Source organism: Acinetobacter gandensis, assembly GCF_001678755.1.
GTDB lineage: Bacteria > Pseudomonadota > Gammaproteobacteria > Pseudomonadales > Moraxellaceae > Acinetobacter > Acinetobacter gandensis.
The window spans coordinates 17,408-36,557 of the sequence record NZ_LZDS01000004.1; the positions used below are offsets into that span (position 1 = coordinate 17,408).

Annotated in this window: 15 protein-coding genes; 7 read left to right on the forward strand and 8 right to left on the reverse strand. The window is 38.5% G+C overall.

Features of this window, described 5'->3' with window-relative positions; genetic code table 11:
- Nucleotides 1-2,499, forward strand: a complete 2,499-nt coding sequence (locus A9J31_RS02630; protein WP_067762307.1) for an ABC transporter permease — start codon at nt 1-3, stop codon at nt 2,497-2,499.
- A gap of 123 nt (nt 2,500-2,622) precedes the next feature.
- Here A9J31_RS02630 and A9J31_RS02635 read toward each other — a convergent pair whose 3' ends face one another.
- Nucleotides 2,623-3,444: a rhomboid family intramembrane serine protease gene (locus A9J31_RS02635; protein WP_067762460.1), complete on the reverse strand. Its 822-nt coding sequence runs from the start codon at nt 3,442-3,444 to the stop codon at nt 2,623-2,625.
- Nucleotides 3,445-3,522: 78 nt separating this feature from the next.
- Here A9J31_RS02635 and mtgA point away from each other — a divergent pair, with 78 nt between their 5' ends.
- The gene (gene mtgA / locus A9J31_RS02640) at nt 3,523-4,200 is read left to right on the forward strand and encodes a monofunctional biosynthetic peptidoglycan transglycosylase (RefSeq protein ID WP_067762309.1); all 678 of its coding nucleotides are present in this window, start codon (nt 3,523-3,525) and stop codon (nt 4,198-4,200) included.
- 144 nt (nt 4,201-4,344) lie between these two features.
- Nucleotides 4,345-6,426 carry a polyphosphate kinase 1 gene (ppk1, locus tag A9J31_RS02645; RefSeq protein ID WP_067762311.1) on the forward strand — a complete coding sequence of 694 codons (2,082 nt, stop codon included), beginning with the start codon at nt 4,345-4,347 and terminating at the stop codon, nt 6,424-6,426.
- A gap of 125 nt (nt 6,427-6,551) precedes the next feature.
- Here ppk1 and A9J31_RS02650 read toward each other — a convergent pair whose 3' ends face one another.
- The 5 genes from A9J31_RS02650 to rubA all read right to left on the reverse strand — a co-directional run bounded on the left by A9J31_RS02650 (nt 6,552) and on the right by rubA (nt 11,319).
- Entirely contained in the window at nt 6,552-7,163 is a 612-nt protein-coding gene (locus A9J31_RS02650; protein WP_067762313.1) for a helix-turn-helix domain-containing protein, read from the reverse strand.
- Nucleotides 7,164-7,987: 824 nt separating this feature from the next.
- Nucleotides 7,988-8,893 (reverse strand): LysR family transcriptional regulator OxyR, encoded by a 906-nt coding sequence (gene oxyR, locus A9J31_RS02655; protein ID WP_067762315.1) that lies wholly within the window; start codon nt 8,891-8,893, stop codon nt 7,988-7,990.
- 11 nt (nt 8,894-8,904) lie between these two features.
- Nucleotides 8,905-9,843 (reverse strand): esterase EstB, encoded by a 939-nt coding sequence (gene estB, locus A9J31_RS02660; protein WP_067762317.1) that lies wholly within the window; start codon nt 9,841-9,843, stop codon nt 8,905-8,907.
- A 56-nt stretch (nt 9,844-9,899) separates the two neighbouring features.
- Entirely contained in the window at nt 9,900-11,078 is a 1,179-nt protein-coding gene (locus A9J31_RS02665) for an NAD(P)/FAD-dependent oxidoreductase (protein WP_067762319.1), read from the reverse strand.
- Nucleotides 11,079-11,154: 76 nt separating this feature from the next.
- Nucleotides 11,155-11,319: a rubredoxin RubA gene (gene rubA / locus A9J31_RS02670; protein ID WP_067728945.1), complete on the reverse strand. Its 165-nt coding sequence runs from the start codon at nt 11,317-11,319 to the stop codon at nt 11,155-11,157.
- A gap of 524 nt (nt 11,320-11,843) precedes the next feature.
- Here rubA and A9J31_RS02675 point away from each other — a divergent pair.
- Nucleotides 11,844-12,389 carry an adenine phosphoribosyltransferase gene (locus A9J31_RS02675; RefSeq protein ID WP_067762321.1) on the forward strand — a complete coding sequence of 182 codons (546 nt, stop codon included), beginning with the start codon at nt 11,844-11,846 and terminating at the stop codon, nt 12,387-12,389.
- Nucleotides 12,390-12,517: 128 nt separating this feature from the next.
- Here A9J31_RS02675 and A9J31_RS02680 read toward each other — a convergent pair whose 3' ends face one another.
- A complete protein-coding gene (locus tag A9J31_RS02680; protein WP_067762323.1) occupies nt 12,518-13,027 on the reverse strand; it encodes a YqiA/YcfP family alpha/beta fold hydrolase in 510 nt (169 codons plus the stop codon).
- Between the two features lie 460 nt (nt 13,028-13,487).
- Between A9J31_RS02680 and lysS the strand changes: the two genes are divergently transcribed.
- Both lysS and A9J31_RS02690 read left to right on the forward strand, forming a co-directional pair.
- Complete coding sequence (lysS, locus tag A9J31_RS02685) at nt 13,488-15,014, forward strand: lysine--tRNA ligase (RefSeq protein WP_067762325.1); 1,527 nt, start codon at nt 13,488-13,490, stop codon at nt 15,012-15,014.
- A 165-nt stretch (nt 15,015-15,179) separates the two neighbouring features.
- Nucleotides 15,180-16,631 carry a capsule assembly Wzi family protein gene (locus A9J31_RS02690; RefSeq protein ID WP_067762327.1) on the forward strand — a complete coding sequence of 484 codons (1,452 nt, stop codon included), beginning with the start codon at nt 15,180-15,182 and terminating at the stop codon, nt 16,629-16,631.
- A 345-nt stretch (nt 16,632-16,976) separates the two neighbouring features.
- On the opposite strand, the gene trpS is transcribed toward A9J31_RS02690, so the two are convergent.
- A complete protein-coding gene (trpS, locus tag A9J31_RS02695; RefSeq protein WP_067762329.1) occupies nt 16,977-17,990 on the reverse strand; it encodes a tryptophan--tRNA ligase in 1,014 nt (337 codons plus the stop codon).
- Between the two features lie 201 nt (nt 17,991-18,191).
- On the opposite strand from trpS, the gene A9J31_RS02700 reads away from it, so the two are divergent.
- Nucleotides 18,192-19,136, forward strand: coding sequence for a DUF808 domain-containing protein (locus A9J31_RS02700; protein ID WP_067762331.1), 945 nt, complete (start codon nt 18,192-18,194; stop codon nt 19,134-19,136).
- The last annotated feature ends 14 nt before the right edge of the window (nt 19,137-19,150 follow it).

Genomic DNA, 19,150 nt, shown 5'->3' on the forward strand with positions numbered 1-19,150 from the left:
ATGAATCTCCTGGCATTGTTTAAACCCTTATTACAACAAAGCTTCAAAACGACAGGTATTTATCTACTTATCATCGCTTTAACTTTGGCGATTAGTGCTACTACTGCATTAAAGTTTAGTAATGAGCAAATTCAAAACGCAGTGGCATTGCAAGCGGCTGAAATGTTGGCTGCCGATTTGGTATTGACCGATAACGAACACATTCCAGATGTATGGCAAAAAAAAGCTACGCAAGATGGTTTAGCGCAATCTAATGTTACCCTATTTAGCAGTATGGCGCATACAGCTGATCAATTTGTGATGGTCAATGTGAAAGCTGTAGATGCCAATTTTCCTTTACGTGGAGAACTCAGAACTTCACCGACACTCAATCGATCGATTCAAGCTGGAGAGGTGTGGCTCAGTCAGCGTGCGATGGAATTATTACAGGTCAAGTTGGGAGATACTGTACAGATTGCAGATGCATCTTTTCGATTTACAGCACAAATTTCCCATGACTCAAATCAAGAACTTGGTTTTGGCGGTTTTTCACCGACTGTAATCATTGCACAATCGGAAGTTGCTCGAACTAATGCAATTCAGGTGGGCAGCCGTATTGAGTATCGCTTATTACTTGCTGGGCAGGTGCAACAAACGAAAACCTATGAAAAGCAATTTAAACAAATCGTGGGTCATGATGCAGACACTACGTTTGATGAAACTCAAGCGCAACAACAGGATTCATCTCAAACGAGCTTGAAACTGCGTAATGCCAGTGAAGGTAATAGCCGCTTAATGAAACCGATCGCCAATTTAGAAACGTTTTTGCAATTGGCCAATATCTTAACAATCTTACTCTGTGGAATTGCCATTGCCTTAAGTAGTCAGCGTTATGTGCAACAAAATCAAGATGCCATTGCATTGATGAGATGTGTTGGTGCGACGAAGCAACAAATTTTAATGGCGTATTTAGCACTGCTGGCTGTGGTCTTTGTTATTTCTATTGTGCTAGGTAGTGTGATTGGATTAGGGCTTGGATTTGTGTTGCTACAGTTAATGCTGCAACTCATTCCACATTTGGCGCTTGAATTTTCAGCCTGGTCTATGCTGATTGGGCCGCTGCCTATTGCGATGTTAACCAGTGTGATTGTATTGCTTGGTTTCGTGGTTCCAAGTTTATGGCAATTGCTTAAAACGCCACCTGCACGGATTATTCGTCAGCATGAGCGTTCAGTTCGTTCCATGTTATGGATGTTGATCACTGGCACGTTGGGCTTACTCATTTTTTGCGTCATTTTAACGGAAAATCTACAACTGACCTTATGGGTTGTAGGTGCAATTATTGTGCTTTGTTTAGGGCTTTATGCGTTGATTTGGCTAGGGTTGAAAAGCTTAAAGGGCCTACGTATTAAATTATCTGCTTATATCCGGACGCCATATCAAACTGCCTTTCAAATTACCGCACTGGCTTTGGGTTTGAGTCTGATCACTGTTTTAGCTGTGTTACGTACTGACTTACTAGAGCGTTGGCAGCAGCAATTACCTGAAGGTACGCCTAACCAGTTTGTTTATGGCTTACCACCTTTTGAATTGGCTGACTTCCAACAGCAACTTAATTTGCATGGTTGGAAGGGTACTCCTATGTATCCAAACATTCGAGGTCGTTTGGTTGCAAAAAATGATTTGCCATTTTCAGAAACATTGCTAAAGACCAATAACTCTTTAAGGCGCGAGCTGAATTTGACCCAAGCAGCGACTTTCCCTAAAGATAATCAAATTATCACGGGCCAAACTGCGTTTGAAAAAATAGGAGAGGTTTCTGTTGAAGTCAAAACTGCGCAAGCTTTAGGAATTCAAATTGGCGATCAACTCACTTTCAGTTTACCTGAGGGGCTACTACAAGCCAAAGTGATTAATCTACGCAGTGTGGAATGGGAAAGTTTTAGTCCTAATTTTTTCTTTATATTTTCGCCCCAAACCATGGATGAAAATGCCGGAAGTTATTTAGGCAGTTTCTATGTACCGGAGCAAGACAAAGGGCAATTGATTCAGCTGATTCAGCAATTTTCTAATACAGTATTTATTGATGTCAGTTTAATTTTAGATGAGATCAAGCGTATTGTTGCGGTATTGGTACAGATCATAAGTCTTTTGGCATTGTTGGTCAGTGTCTCAGGTATTTTGGTGTTAATTGCCTGTTTAAACCTGTTAATGGATGAACGTAAAAAAGAAGTTGCACTGTTACGCTCATTTGGAAATTCTAAACGTAAGCTCAAAGCGATGCTGAGTACGGAAATTGGTTTAATTGGTTTTATTTCAGGTGTGGTGGGATGTGTGTTTGCTGAGGTGATTAGTGCGATTGCCAGCTATAAAATGGAGTTGATCATTCAACCCCATTGGGAAATATGGCTGATTTTACCGATGTGTATGACACTGATATGTGCGTTGATTGGTCGTTATCGATTGAGCTATTTATGTGATATTCCACCTTTAGAAAGCTTGCGTGATATTAATAATTAATCTCTTAATCGTGAAACCCTAATCATTATTATGAAACCTGAGTCATTGAATCTCAAAATATGCAAAATAGGGCGCAAACATCGCGCTCTATTTATTTAACAGATGTGATTTTCGTGGTAGCAATTAGCCAGCCAAGGATTTCTTCATTAGTAGAATAAAGTGTTCCCAAAGTGGGGCAATTGGCTGAATTAACTGTTGGCAATATTGATAAAAAAAGTAAATGATGATGATGCCAAGCATAAGACCCACGATTTTAAATAGGATGGCCTTTTGTATTTTTTCACCGATATACCAGATGAAAGCCAACAGTGCACCCATTAACATACCACCGATATGAGCTGCATTATTGATCCCGCTAATCATAAAACCCATGGCTAAGTTAATCCCCATCACCATCAGCAAGGTTTTTTTATCAAGTAAAAAGCGTTGGCCTGGCAAAATAGGCATCAATGAAAGAATAGTTAGGGCAGCACCTAAGCCCATAACTGCGCCTGATGCACCTGCGCCAATACTTGGGAATAAACTCTGATCAGCTGTTCCTGCTGCAAGGAGGGCATAGCTGTCTTGAATCGTTAAATAGCCACTCAGTAAACTGCCCATCAACCCAGCGAGAAGGTACAGACCGATAAAATAAATACGTCCAAGCATTTGTTCAGCAATGCTGCCAAAAATATACAATGCCCACATATTCAGCATGAGGTGAATTAAGCCAAAATGAAAAAACATGCTAGTGAATAAGCGGATGGGTTCCTCTAAAAAGGTTAAAGGTGCATAATCAGCACCCCATCGTAGTGCATCGAGAGTGTCGGGGTGGCTGATGTTCATGCCATTTAAAATCTGCCAGCCAAACAGTCCGACATTGATGGCGATGAGCAGTGCTGTAATCCACCAAAGTTGGATTTGTAGTTTGCTGGTTGATACAGCGGGAGGCTTAAGTTCAGACATGCTATTCTTGTACTGTGTCAATGTATTTAAAAATAAGCTTAACATGAAAAAACAGAATTTCCGGAGTAACGCACTGACATGAAAGCCTTTATTGTTCGTACATTGTTAATTCTTGTCAGCTTGTTCCTACTCGTACAGCTTTGGATTTTTAGTAGTTTGGTGTGGTGGCGTACACATCCTGTCGAATCGACCATGATGATGCGTCTTGATTATTGGTCAGAGCCGTCTAAACCGATTAAGCATGAATGGCGTGATTATGACCAAATTAGTGACTATGTAAAACATGCTGTAGTTGCTGCGGAAGATGGTAAATTTTTACAGCATAAAGGCTTTGACTGGGAAGGTATGCAGTTTGCGCTAGAGCGTAATAAGGACAAAGGTAAAGTTGTTGCAGGTGGTTCAACGATTTCACAACAATTGGCTAAAAATTTATTTTTATACAATAAGCGTTCTTTTATTCGTAAAGGTCAAGAAGCAATTGCTACTTGGATGATGGAACGAATGTGGTCGAAAGAACGCATTTTAGAGGTGTATCTTAACTCTGTTGAGTTTGGCGATAATATTTATGGTGTTGAAGCAGCAACACAGCATTATTTTGGTAAAAGCTCACGTAGTTTAAGTCGTGAACAGGCTGCGTTTATTGCAGCAATTTTACCGAATCCTAAATACTATGATGAAAATCGAAATGATAGAAAGCTAAACTATCGTAAACGGTTGATCCAAAAATATATGCGTTACAGCCACATTCCAAATTAAATGATTTGAAATATTCTAAAATATCGAAGCATCGTTTTGAAATGAAACAAAAAGCCCATTTTTATGGGCTTTTTTTATGAAATTGTCACAAATTTGAAGCATACTTAAAGCAGAACATCACACATTGTTAATTATGGGTTTGAGATGAATACCGCAGCTGAAGTCACGCCAGTTCCAACTGAATATACTTATAATGATCGCTATATCAATCGTGAACTTTCGATTCTCGATTTCCATCTGCGTGTACTTGAACAAGCGGTTGACCCCATTCATCCATTATTAGAGCGGATGAATTTCTTACTGATTTTCTCGCGTAATCTCGATGAGTTTTTTGAAATTCGTGTTGCAGGGATGATGGAGCAGCTCGATTTAGGTAATGAAAGTCGTAGCCCTGATGGCTTAACTCCGAAACAGGTGTTAGATGAAATTTCTGCGACAGCGCATGCTGCAATTGAACGCCAGTATCGTATTTTAAATCAGGAAATTTTACCTAAACTGCGTGAGGAAGATATTTGCTTCTTACGCCGTGGGGAATTAACGCCTGCACAATCGGCTTGGGTAAAAAAGTATTTCCAAGAACAAGTTGCACCAGTATTAACCCCAATCAGTTTAGACCCTGCGCATCCATTTCCACGTTTGGTGAATAAGTCTTTGAACTTTATTGTCACTTTGGAAGGAAAGGATGCCTTTGGTCGTCAAATTGACCTTGCTGTTGTACCTGCGCCACGCTCATTACCGCGTGTTGTACGTTTACCAGATGAATTAACTGGTGGTAAAGAACATCATGTGATGTTATCGGCCATTATTCATGAACATGTATCAGATTTATTCCCAGGTATGACGGCAACTGGTTGTTACCAATTCCGTGTCACACGTAATGCAGATTTGGCCTTAAATGAAGACGTAGAAGATTTAGCCAAAGCACTGAAAGGCGAGTTGAATTCACGTCGTTTTGGTCGTGCTGTGCGTTTAGAGGTTACGGAAAATTGTCCACAACATATTTATGATTATTTGCTGGATGAGTTTGATTTAGAAGAAGAGCAACTTTATAAAGTGGATGGGCCTGTCAACCTTGCTCGTTTACTCTCAAACTTCAAGCGTCCACATCTTCGTTATGATGCTCACATTCCTGTGATTCCAAAAGTGCTGAAAAAGTCAGAAAACATTTTCAGTGCCATGCAAAAGCAAGATATTTTATTGCATCATCCGTTTGAATCTTTTGCACCAGTCATTAACTTATTGCGTGAAGCAGCACGCGATCCACAAGTTTTAGCAATTAAGCAAACGTTGTATCGCAGTGGGGCAGACTCAGAAATTGTACAAGTGCTGGCAGAAGCAGCACGTAATGGTAAAGAAGTCACTGCTGTGATTGAGCTGCGTGCACGTTTTGATGAGGAATCAAACATTGCTGTAGCGAATGTATTACAAGAAGCTGGAGCAGTAGTTGTTTACGGTATCGTTGGCTATAAAACCCATGCCAAAATGATTTTGGTGGTACGCCGTGAAAATAACAAACTGGTACGCTATGTACACTTAGGTACAGGTAATTACCATGCAGGCAATGCACGTATTTATACCGATTATGGTTTGCTTACAACTGATAAAGAGCTATGTGAAGATGTGCATCGTATCTTCCAAGAACTAACTGGTATGGGCAAAATGGCTAAACTGAAAAAGTTATTACATGCGCCATTTACATTACATGCTCAACTCATCAATTTTATTGATACTGAAATTGCCAATGCTAAAGCTGGGAAACCGGCACAAATTATTGTCAAAGTGAATGCCTTAACAGAAGTTCAACTCATCAATAAATTGTATGAAGCATCACAAGCTGGTGTGCAAATTGATTTGATCATTCGTTCGATATGCTGCCTACGTCCAGGTTTGCCAGGTCTATCTGAAAATATCCGCGTACGATCAATTGTTGGACGTTTTCTTGAGCATACCCGTGTGTATTATTTCAGCAACAATGGCAATGCCCGTATTTACTGCTCAAGTGCGGATTGGATGGATCGTAACTTATTCAACCGTGTTGAAGCATGTTTTCCAATTGAAGATCCAGCTTTGAAGAAACGTATTTATCAACTTGGATTGGTTAATTATCTAAAAGATAATCAGCAAGCTTGGTTGTTACAAAGTGATGGTCGATGGATTCGCACCAAGGTGCAAGATGGTGAGATACCGCATAATTCTCAACGCGTGTTACTTGAAGAAATTAAATAAGCAAATTATGTGTTTTTATCTGATTGTTTAACTTGAATAGAGGAAGCTTCGGCTTCCTTTTTCAATTTTAATAATTATGTTTGGCAGAGTTTGAATCACATTTAAATGATGGGGTAAAGATAAGTCTAAGCATAATTGATCAATTTACGATAAATGTTTTTTATAAAACCATCAATTTGATAGGTGGAAAGTTTGAGTTCATCGACCATTTGTTCTTGTGTCGCACTGTGGCTCACCATATTGAGTATTTGATATTCTGCTGGTTTTAAACTTAATTTATGTTCCTGTTCAGATTGATTGCTAAAGGTTTCATTCAGCAAATAAGATGCAAAACTTTGATGCAAAGAAGCACCTCCACGCAAAATAACTTTTAATTGTTTATACGTATCTTCAGCTGGCTGATCCATTAATAAATATGCTGTAGCACCGAGTTGTAAAGCATGTAGAGTTAAATCAGTGGATTGTGTTTTCACTAATATAATCAAACTACTCGAAGGATATATTTTTTTAATTTTTTGAATAAAAGCGATATCAGATTGTTGTGTTACCGCAAAGAAAATAAGATTAGGCAATTGATTGAAAATATTGAATTCAGCATCTTTCAAGTTTGAAGTATATGTGACAATTTCTTCAGGGTAGCCTAAATCTTTAAGGATGTGGCAAAGTAAAGTTTTCGACGTGACCATCTGGTGATCAATGATCAAGACTGGAACTGGTAATAAAAATTCGCTTGGCATAAATAGCCCCTATTATTTTTTTAATCGAATTGCATTTGCCTAATGTGCGTTATTTAGATGTGAAAAAAAATACCTGAAACTAGGTATTTGATTGCTAAAGTATATTTAAGTTATTGTGATTCATTATATTTTTTATAATGTTTGATTTTTGATTGTTTATGCTACGCATATAGAAGCTTTTATGGTGTTTTAGTACACAAATTATGTTTAATGTAGTTTTTATGAAAGCAATAAAATAATTTTGTATCGCTGTCGAGATAAGCAATTTTGGAGAACTGTAAAGTTATTCTAAATAATAAATTTTATTTTTTAAGGTTTTTTTGGTGCGTTTTTGAATTAGAATTCTGTTAATTTTACCCAATTAATAAGACCAAAGTATAATTATTCTAATTAAGACTCAATATTTTCACTTTTGCTAAAATATATATCTGCAGTGATGAGATTAATTAATCTGTGAATGACTTAACCTAAATATATTTTATCTTATTGTATATCTGGTTTTTTATTCTCAAATGCAGATTAAAATACCCAATTATAGGGATTTAATCATGGTGAGCTTAATCTTAATATAGTTTGTATCTTCTTACTTATCTGGCTAGTGTGAAGATGATATTAAGGGTAGGACACTCAAATTGTCATACATATTCCTTATAGGGCTACTTGAATGAGTAAGCCCTTTTTCTTTACTATTTTGTAGTAAATATTCATTTATTATTTTATAGAAATAATTTGATCTAACTTTTTCTTAAACAAATTTTAACGATATTTAAATAAAAAAGAGAGCATCAATGCTCTCTTTTAAAAACTCCAAAGAACTTAATAACTTAATGTAAGTCACTAGTGATCTTTTGCAGAATTTGCAGTAATACATCAAACTCGCTTTGTAGTGGTGTACTCTTACGTGTCACTAAAGCAAGGGTACGACTTGGGCCGGCTTCAATTTCTTTAACAGCCAAATCAGGGTTTGCTTTAATCATATTGGTATGAATAGCAATCTCAGGTAAGAGTGTAAAGCCGAGGTCAGCAGAGACCATTTCAACCAATGTCGGTAAAGAGCTCGCTTTTAAGCGATGATCATTTTTACGTTCACCAATTGGGCATGCGCTTAATGCATGGTCACGTAAGCAATGTCCTTCTTCTAAAAGCATCAAACGTGAAATATCTAGATCATCCAGTGATTTTGCTTGGACTGCATTTTGATCTGCTTTGTTGTAGACCAAGAATAAAGTTTCTTTGGTAACTTCGGCAACTTTTAATCCACGAGTATCAAAAGGAAGGGCAAGCAGAACCATATCAAGGTTACCATGCTCTAACTTCTCTACGATTTTTTCACTTTGTGCTTCGTGTAAGTGCAACTGAATTTTTGGCAATTGCTTGTGGACTTCTTCGAGCAATGGCGCAAGTAAGAAAGGTGCAATTGTTGGAATTACCCCTAAGTGCAGATCACCTGTCAACGGTTCACTCATTTCACGACTTAAGCGCATTAAGTCTTGGGCATCAGCCAATAGAACACGGGCTCGGCCAACAACTTGCTCGCCAAGAGGGGTTAAACGTACATTTTGTCGGTCGCGTTCGACCAATACACCACCTAATAAACGCTCAAGTTCCATGATCCCGCCAGACAAAGTTGACTGGGTGACAAAAGAACGACGCGCAGCTTCAGTAAAATGCAGCGTTTCTGACAGTGTTACTAGATATGACAGCTGTCTTAAAGATGGTAATGCAGCCATAGTGTCCTAATTTATGTTTTAAAGTGATCAGCAAACAAACCGCTAAGATATGGAATAAAATGCGGTGGGATATCATGCCCCATTCCATCAATTAATTCAAACTTAGCACCTGAAATTGCCTTTGCAACTGCCTTACCATGGCTTGGCGGTAGCAAACGGTCGCATGACCCATGAACGACAAGGGTTTTATGCTGAATCTGTTTGTCTAGTTGCAGCAGGGAACCTGTACATAATATTGCTAAAAACTGTTGAAGTACACCCGCTGGATAATAACTTCGCTTATACAGTTTACGCGCAGTCTGTAGTGCTTCGAGCTGATTAATATAGCCTGGCGAGCCTATAATATTAAAAACGCGCAAGCTATGATCAATAATACCATCTTCGTCTCTAGATTTCGGTTTTTCAATCAGACTAAAGAGTTGTTTGGGAAAAGGGGGAGGAAGCAACGGTTGAATGTTACTGGTAAAGAGCAAGCTTAATTTTTCAACTTTATCCGGGAATCGCGCAGCAACAATTTGTGCAATCATGCCGCCCATCGATGCTCCTAAGATGTGTACTTTATCTAAACCCATACGATCAATCAGTAGCGCAACATCATCGGCCATATCATATAAATCGTAGGGTGCGCCCTGGTTTTCTAAACCCAAAGCAAAACGACCCATCAATTTAAATGTATTTAAGCGTGGCCCCGAATTACGAATTTTACTTGAAAGGCCAATATCACGGTTATCGAAGCGTATAACTCGATAGCCTTGATCAATCAAAGATTTACAGAAAAAGTCAGGCCAATACAACATTTGTGCCCCTAGACCCATTATCAGTAATACGGCTGGATGATCTGGGTTACCGCCAGCTTCTACATGCAATTCAATGCCATTACCCAAATCAACACGAGTTTCATGCATAAAAGATGTGTAAGGTGAGACATTAAACTGAAGGGCACTATTCATTATTGTTTTTCCTAAAAAAGGACGTCTTGTTTACAGGACGTCCTTGTATTTAAACCTTAAACTGAAGCGGGAATCAAGTCTGGAACCTGCTTAGTCAAAGTTAAACGTTGCTTCGCTGCTGTAGCACCCAATAATACAAATCCACGCAGTACACCATCAGCATCAATAGCACGAGCAATCATACCATCGTCCAATTCTTCAGTTTCCCATTGAATTTCAACATCAATAGGTGCGGGAAGTACGGTTAATGGTGCAGCAGGAGTTTTTACCGCTACAGGCATTGCTGGATAATGCACTGCTGTTTGTTCGCCATTTAAGGTTTTCGCCAAAGCGCGAGCCTGTTGCATAATTGGCATCACATACGGAAGTAATGTCCCATTCACTTCAGCACAGTCGCCTACTGCAAAGATGTCAGCTAAGTTGGTTTCTAGGCCGGTATTGGTTAATATACCACGACTGGTATGAATTCCAGCTGCTTTTGCCAAGTTAATCTCTGGTTGTAAACCGATTGCTGACAGTACAACATCTGAAACCAGTGTTTGACCATTTGCAAGGTTGACGAGATAGTCACCATTATCAATACGCGACACTTTTTCAACAGTTGTGCCTAATACAAACTGAATACCTGTTTCTTCAAGATTTGTTTGAAATTGATCTGCAACATGTGCAGGCAATAAGCGCCCCAAAGGTTGTGGAGCTAAGTCGACTACGGTAACTTGTGCGCCTGTGTTTTGTAAGTCATTGGCGAATTCACAACCAATTAAACCCGCACCTAAAATAACAACCCGTTTGTCGCTACGCGCCTCAAGTTGCTTACGAAAGGCTTTGTAATGGTTAAGATTGTTCACGACATGAATGTCATCACTGCCATCACCCGCAATTGCAAGGCGAATCGGATTGGCACCTACAGCTAGTACAAGTTTTGAATAGTTTAGTGTGTTGAGTTGAGCATCTTTTTCGTAACTTAAGCTGTGTGAACTTGCATCAATGCTTTTTACCCAACTGTTATTAATGATTTGCATATTTAGTTGTGCAGACATTTTTGCTGCATCGCCTAAGGCAATTTGTTCAGGTGCTTTATTGGCAACGAGAGCATTTGACAGGGTTGGTTTTGCATAGTTATAGGCATCATCTGCACAGATCATGATAAGTTCTTGTTCAGGATTTAACTTGCGTAACTCACGTGCTACGGCATAGCCCGCCATACCAGAACCAATAATGACGATAGGGTGCATACTCAACTCCAAATGCGATTTATATTTTTACAGGCAAAAAAAAGACCATAGCGAAGATGGTCTTTGAATGTGGTTATTAGATTTCAACCATTTCAAAATCTATTTTTGATACGCCACAATCTGGGCAAGTCCAGTCATCGGGGATGTCTTCCCATTTAGTACCAGCAACAATTCCGTCTTGAGGCCAGCCTTCTGCTTCGTCATAAATCCATCCACAAACGATGCATTGATACTTTTTCATTCCATTCTCCAAAAACTGACGCAAAATAAGGTCAGTAAAAATTTCATTCCTGTACAGGTAATCTTTGCCTTATACAGTAGACGCTTATGTTAAATTTTTACGCAGTTCTGACTATAAAGTAAAGTGGCTAAGAGTTTAATCAGCGAAATTAAAAGCAGAATGGCAGTCGAGGACAATAAATATCTTTAAATACCTAAATCTTTCGATTTTTGTTAGACAAAACAACTTTGGTCTGGACTAGTTTTGGTTAGACAGTGATTTCATCGCTCCAAGAGCAAAGCTATTTTGTTTCACTTTTCATGCGATTAAGACTAAAGTCGCGCAGAAAAAAATCGATGAATCAGTTATTTTATAATTAGATAAATACATATTTGATATTTATTAAATAAATAAAATAATAAAATCAATATTTTATGTAAAATTGCTGTATTTTAATCAGTCACTATTCTATGTCTATCACTGTATTTTTTTTTGAATAAGCGTTAAAATTCACACATTCCTTCCTTATTTATTTTTCTTCTATTATGAGTAATTCTACTGCTGCTGCACTGTGGTCTAACATTCGTACTGTCCAAGATTTCCCTAAACCAGGGATTAGCTTCTTTGACCTTACACCGTTATTCATGAATAACATTGGTCCATTAACAGACGCTTTGATTGCAAGTATTCCTGCAGAAAAATTAGCAGAAGTAGATAGCTTTATTGCTGTTGAAGCGCGTGGCTTTGTATTGGCAAGCTTGCTTGCACAGCGTACAGGTAAAGGTCTTGTTTTAGTTCGTAAAGCAGGCAAGTTACCACCCCCAGTTGTAGGTGTAGGCTATAGCTTAGAATACGGTCTAGATCGTTTAGAAATGTCTGCAGAAATTCAATCACAAAAAGTAATTATTGTGGACGATGTGTTGGCAACAGGTGGTACTTTGCGCGCAGTTAAACAGTTAGCTGAAAAATGTCATCACGAAGTTTTGGGTGCAAGCATTTTCCTTGATCTTCCTGATTTGCACAAAGATTTAGGGATGCAGATTTGGTCTGTTCTTGACGATAAATCACGTCCAGAAGTTGCTGCAGCATAATTTAAAATGCGTTGATATGTCTTAAGTTGATACGTTTGAAATTGAAAAAAGGCTTTGTTGATGACAAGGCCTTTTTTTATGATTATTTTTTATAGATAGAAGTTGAAGAATAAAGACCTGAAAATAGTTTAGTATTGATGTAGATAATTTTCTTCAATCAGTTGAATAAGTTGATTTATATTTTCAGGGCAGGCCAAGCGATGATGACCGCCTTGGACAGATTGAATTTGCATATAGTCTTCCAGCTGATGTTCAACCCGATGCATATCTAAAATTTCATCACCAAGTTCCAAATAGGCGATCTGAGGAATATCATGATCCAAGTCGGCATCGTTAATGGCCGGATAATCATCTCTAAAATCTGGATATAAACTCGGATTGGCAATCACGCAAGGAATACGATGAAATAGCGACATTTTTAATGCCCAATAGCCTCCAAGGCTATGACCTACAATAATATCCGGGCGAATCTTTTCTATACTTTCATGATAAAAATCGGCAACCGTTTGAAAATTTAAGTTGCGATAGTCCACTTCAATACAAAACTTATGCTTTGCATCAATGGCATGGAATTTTGTAGATTCACGCGATGAATCTAAACCATGTAAAAACAGAATTTTAGATGAGCTTACGGTCATTGTTTTTCTACGCACTGTTTTCAAATATTTTCTGAGTTGAATATTTTACTTTTCAACGAATTTATGTGCTTATTGTAGTCAATTTAGACGCTTTAATAATCTAGCTATTGGTCTAATTCGTCTGTCAAATAAAGACTTTAGTCTTAAATTGGTTTCGAAACCCTATGAAAGGTTAGAAGGGCGAGTAGTTGATTTTATTTGATATTTTTTATGTTAATCGTAACGGGTATGGGTATTTTTTAAAAGAATATATAGGTGTGGTTTGCTATATTAAATGCAGCGCTTAAGCATTTGGCAAGGTGAACTCAAAATATTCCAAAATGGGGGATACATGGCTGAAAGCGTTAAATTTGCTTGAATCATTTTAATTTTATTAAAAATGCTGAATGCGCTTACTGCTCAAGCGGAAGTAAATCTGCTATGCTATGCAACTTCCGATTTTTAACTATTTGAGACAGAGATGACGCAACATAACGCTCAATCGACTTCTGAACAAGCCATTTCCGAAAACGATTTAATTGCACAGCGTCATGCCAAGTTAGAGCACATCAAAGAGCACGCCAAGGAAACAGGTGTTAGCCCGTGGCCTAACACATTTAAGCGTGAACACTATGCACAAGATCTACAAGACCAGTTTGCTGATAAATCAAAAGAAGAAATTGAAGCAGGTGAACAGGTTCATGTAAAAGTCGCTGGTCGTGTGATGTTGAACCGTGGTTCATTCATTGTAATCCAAGACATGACGGGCCGTATCCAGCTTTATGTACCACGTAAAGAATTGGCTGCTGATGTGCTAGCAACAATTAAAGGTCTAGACCTTGGTGATATCATTGCAATCGAAGGCTATATCGGTCGCTCTGGTAAAGGTGATCTTTATGTTCACATTGAACATTTTGAGCTTTTAACTAAGTCTCTTCGTCCTCTTCCAGATAAATTCCACGGTTTAACAGATACTGAAGTTAAATACCGTAAGCGTTATCTTGATCTCATCATGAATGAAGAAACACGTAAAACTTTTGAAATTCGTGCAAAAGTGGTGTCTGGTATTCGTTCATATTTGAGCAATGAACGTTTCATGGAAGTTGAAACACCGATGATGCATGTGATTCCAGGTGGTGCGTCTGCGCGTCCATTTGAGACTCATCACAATGCTTTAGATATGCCATTGTTCTTACGTATCGCACCTGAGCTTTACTTGAAACGTTTGGTCGTTGGCGGTTTTGAACGCGTATTTGAAATCAACCGTAACTTCCGTAATGAAGGTGTGTCTACACGTCACAACCCAGAATTTACCATGATCGAATTCTACCAAGCTTATGCAGATTACAAAGACTTGATGGCTTTGACTGAAAATATGCTTGAGAAACTTGCAATTGATATCTTGGGTTCTACTGATGTTCCTTATGGTGAAGAAGTGTATAGCTTCAAAGGTCCATTCAAGAAAATCTCAATGTTTGATGCGATTCTTGAACACAATCCTACATTCACACCTGAAAATGTTTCTGACCGTGAGTTCCTTGCGAACTTCATTAAAAATGAACTGAAAGAGCAAGTTAAACCAGGCTTTGGTTTAGGTAAACTTCAAACTATCGTGTTTGAAGAAACAGTAGAAACTCAGTTACGTCAGCCGACATTTATTACTGAATATCCAGCGGAAACGTCGCCATTGGCACGTCGTAATGATGACAACCCACATATTACAGATCGTTTTGAGTTCTTTATTGGTGGCCGTGAGTTAGCGAATGGCTTCTCGGAATTAAATGACCCAATTGACCAAGCTGAACGTTTCCAAGCACAAGTTGCTGAAAAAGATGCAGGCGATGATGAAGCTATGCATTATGATGCTGATTTCATTGAAGCACTTGAATATGGTCTACCTCCTACCGCAGGTGAAGGTATTGGTATCGACCGTTTGGTAATGTTATTTGCCAATGCTGCAAGTATCCGTGAAGTGATCTTATTCCCGCATATGCGTCATAAAAACTAATTACAAGTTTTAGTCAAAAAAAGTCCGCTTAATGCGGGCTTTTTTGTTTTTAAGGGCAAGTTGTTAAATAAGGCTAAAATATATAGCAGAGGATACAGTTTCACTCTTGAATAATTGAGTTGAAAAATTTAGGGTGGGCTGTGAATTAAACTTGAGAAAAAAAGCATGTATTTAAGAAAATCACTCTATGCTGCTGTGTTATTGGGTATGTCTATACCTGTGTTTGCACAAGGGATTGTTTTAAATGATGAAGAACTCCGTGCAGATTTAAATTGGTTAAATCAACAGGGTGTAATTCAAATTAGTACATCAACATGGCCAATGAGTGGTGATGAGATTAAGCGTGCATTAACTCAAGCTCGAGCACAAACACCTACTCAGCAAAAAGTCATACAAAGTGTACAAACAAAATTAAATGCTGAAAATTCTTTATTGAAAGCTGAGTTATTTGCAGAATCTGATCAAAAAACAATTCCTCAAAATTTTGGTGATCATCAGAAAGCCCAGTATCAAGCTGCGGTAGAGTTGAATCTTGGTGGTGAGAATTGGGATGGTCGATTGCGTGTAAATGCTGAGGACAAACAGCAAATTAATAATGATCAAGATGTAAATGTAGAAGGAAGTTACATTGCGGGTAAATTGTGGAATCAATGGTTAATTGCGGGTCAAATACCAACGTACTGGGGGCCGGGTCATGACGGTAGTTTAATACGTGGTGATGCAAGTCGTCCTGTGTATGGTTTTACTGCGCAACGTGCTGAACAGAACGCTTTTGATACACGATGGTTATCTTGGATCGGTCCATGGCAATACCAAGCTTTTGCTGGTCAATTAGATGATTATTCTGCAGTTCCTGATGCAAAATTAGTTGGTTTGCGCTTGACGGCTCAACCTACGTCATACCTAGAATTGGGTGCTTCACGTTCGATTCAGTGGGGCGGGGAAGGAAGACCTGAAAGCTTTAGCTCTCTTTGGGATGCTTTCGTTGGTAATAAAGATAATGGTGGTACTGGAGAGGCTGACCCGTCAAATCAGGTTGCAGGTTTTGATGCTAGACTTAACTTGCAACCTTTATTCGATTTGCCAGCAAGTTTATATGCGCAATATGTAGGTGAAGATGAGGCAGGTGGTTTACCTGCGAAAAGTATGTATTTAGCTGGTGTAGATTACTCGTCAAGCTTAAAAAATATGCCTTATCAGCTTTATGCAGAATGGGTAGATACGCGCACTAATGGTAGTGCTAAAGGTATCTCTTATAATCACTCAATCTATAAAGATGGGTATTATCAACACGGTTATTCTTTAGGTCATGCACTTGGTGGAGATGGTCAAATGGTTTCAGTAGGTGGTCATATGCGTATTGATCCGTTAAACCGTTTAAATGGCCGTGTTTTGTTCGCTAAAGTGAGTCAAACTGAGCGTTCTGCATTAAATAATGCTGCATTTCCTGAGCAGGATGAGTTAGCAGCTTTAGATGTGACATGGACGCATTATCTTCGCCCAGATATGCCACTTAAAATTAATGGGTGGGTGAGTGATTCAGATCTAAATGGTAATGATGCTGGAGCATCTATCGGTATTGAATTGCCATTAGATAAACGATTATTTCATTACTAATATACTTATCAAAAAGTCCGCTTAATGCGGGCTTTTTTTATGGCTTAAATTCTATGACTCAAATTAGGGACAAAAAAATACGCAATGATTGGGGTATTCACTGCGTATAACAACGAATCTGTTTTCACAGGTTCGGTAAAGGAGAAATGTTATGAATTGGGGAATTCATAAAACATAAAAAGATAATAAAGTGAACCACCAGTCATTTCATTGGTGTTCACGTTAAGTCATGTTACCTAACGTTAAAATTAAGGAGATTCTGTGAAGTTAATCATATTGTTTTTTGAGTATTAAAAAAGCCTTTCATTTTGAAAGGCTTTTTAGCTACAGAAAGAAACTAAATGTTTAGAAGTGGAATACACCAAGACCAGATTTAATTTCATCTAAAGTTTGCTGTGTGATATCGCGGCACTTGTCAGTACCTGTTTTTAAAATATCCATGATGTAATCAGGATCTTTTTGTAGTTCCATACGACGTTCACGTATCGGGCCAATTAGCTCTTTTAACACAGCTTCAAGACGTTTTTTCACTGTACCATCACCTAAACCTCCACGGCGATAGTGTGCTTTTAACTCTTCAATTTCTTCTTTGTTGGTATCAAACGCATCTAAATAAGTGAATACAACGTTGCCTTCGACTTGACCTGGATCTTCAATACGAAGATGGTTCGGGTCGGTGTACATCGCATTGACAGCTTTTTTGATGTCTTTGTCTGACGCATCAAGCACGATGGTGTTGCCTAATGATTTGGACATTTTTGCTTTACCATCAAAGCCAGGTAAGCGACCTACATTTGAAAGTAATGCTTTACATTCAGGCAAAACTTCTCGACCAATTTGACGGTTCAAACGACGAACGATTTCGTTGGTTTGTTCGATCATTGGAATTTGGTCTTCACCGACTGGTACGACAGATGCTTTAAATGCTGTGATGTCAGCGGCTTGAGCCACTGGGTAGCATAAGAAGCCAGCTGGAATATCACGTTCAAAACCACGCATTTGAATTTCAGATTTAATCGTAGGGTTACGTTCTAAACGTGAAACTGTCACGAAGTTAAGATAGAGCATTGTCAGTTCATTTAATGCAGGTAAGCATGATTGAACACAAATTGTTGTTTTAGTTGGGTCAATGCCCACAGCTAGATAGTCTGTAGCAACTTCAATAATATTGCGACGTACTTTTTCAAAATTGTCAGCATTATCTGTTAATGCCTGTGCATCAGCTAAAAGAAGGTGCTGATGATGAGAATCTTGTAAACCCACACGTGAACGTAAAGAACCTACAAAATGACCTAAATGTAATTGTCCAGTTGGACGGTCACCAGTCAAAATCACTGGACGATTATCTTGAGTACTCATTATCTGTTCCAAGAGGTAGTCAATGCTACGGCTATATATCAAAGAATGGCACCATTGTACGGCATTCTTTTTTTGAATGTTACTGACGCGGCACATTTGGCTGAAATTTGAGTGATTTTTTTGTTATATATTAAAAAACTAAATACAAATATTTGATCAATTCACCTTACAATATTAAAAAATGCCCTAAGGATAAAAATAATGGCCAGTAGCTTATTAATATTACTTGATGATATAGCAACGGTGCTCGACGATGTCGCGGTCATGAGTAAAATGGCTGCCAAAAAAACTGCAGGCGTGTTAGGGGATGATCTCGCATTAAATGCCCAACAGGTGAGTGGAGTGCGTTCTGAGCGAGAGCTTCCGGTTGTATGGGCGGTTGCAAAAGGCTCATTTGTAAATAAATTAATTCTTGTTCCTGCTGCTTTACTGATTAGCGTAGTCGCACCTTGGTTGATTACGCCACTGCTAATGATAGGTGGTTTATTTTTATGCTATGAAGGCGTAGAAAAAGTACTGCATAGTTTGCATCATAAAAAAGCTAAAACAGAAGAAACGGCTAGTGCTGAAATGCAGAAAATCGAGACCGATTTAGCCACCTTTGAAAAAGAAAAAGTCAAAGGGGCGATACGAACTGATTTTATTTTGTCAGCCGAAATTGTAGTGATTTCACTAGGTACTGTGGCCGCAGCTGCATTTGGTACCAAAGTCATGGTGCTTTCAGTGATTGCTATCGTAATGACTGTAGGTGTGTATGGCTTTGTGGCCATGATTGTAAAAATTGATGATTTAGGTCTTTATTTAACAGAGCAGGCTTCAAGCTTTAAACAAAAAATTGGACGTGGATTGCTTGCATTTGCGCCTAAATTAATGAAAACCCTTACAATTGTCGGAACAATTGCAATGTTTCTGGTCGGCGGCGGTATTATTACCCATGGTGTGCCGCTGTTACATCATTTTATTGAAGGTTCTGTTGATTATGCTGAGCATATTCCGACAGTGGGTAGTATTTTTGGTGCTTTAACACCGACTTTGATTAATTTGGTTATTGGGTTTATTGCAGGTTTAATTGTGCTGTGTGTTGTATCGATGATCCAAAAAGTCTGGCCGAAGTCAGATAAGTCATCATCAAATAAAACACATTGATATTCAATATTTTC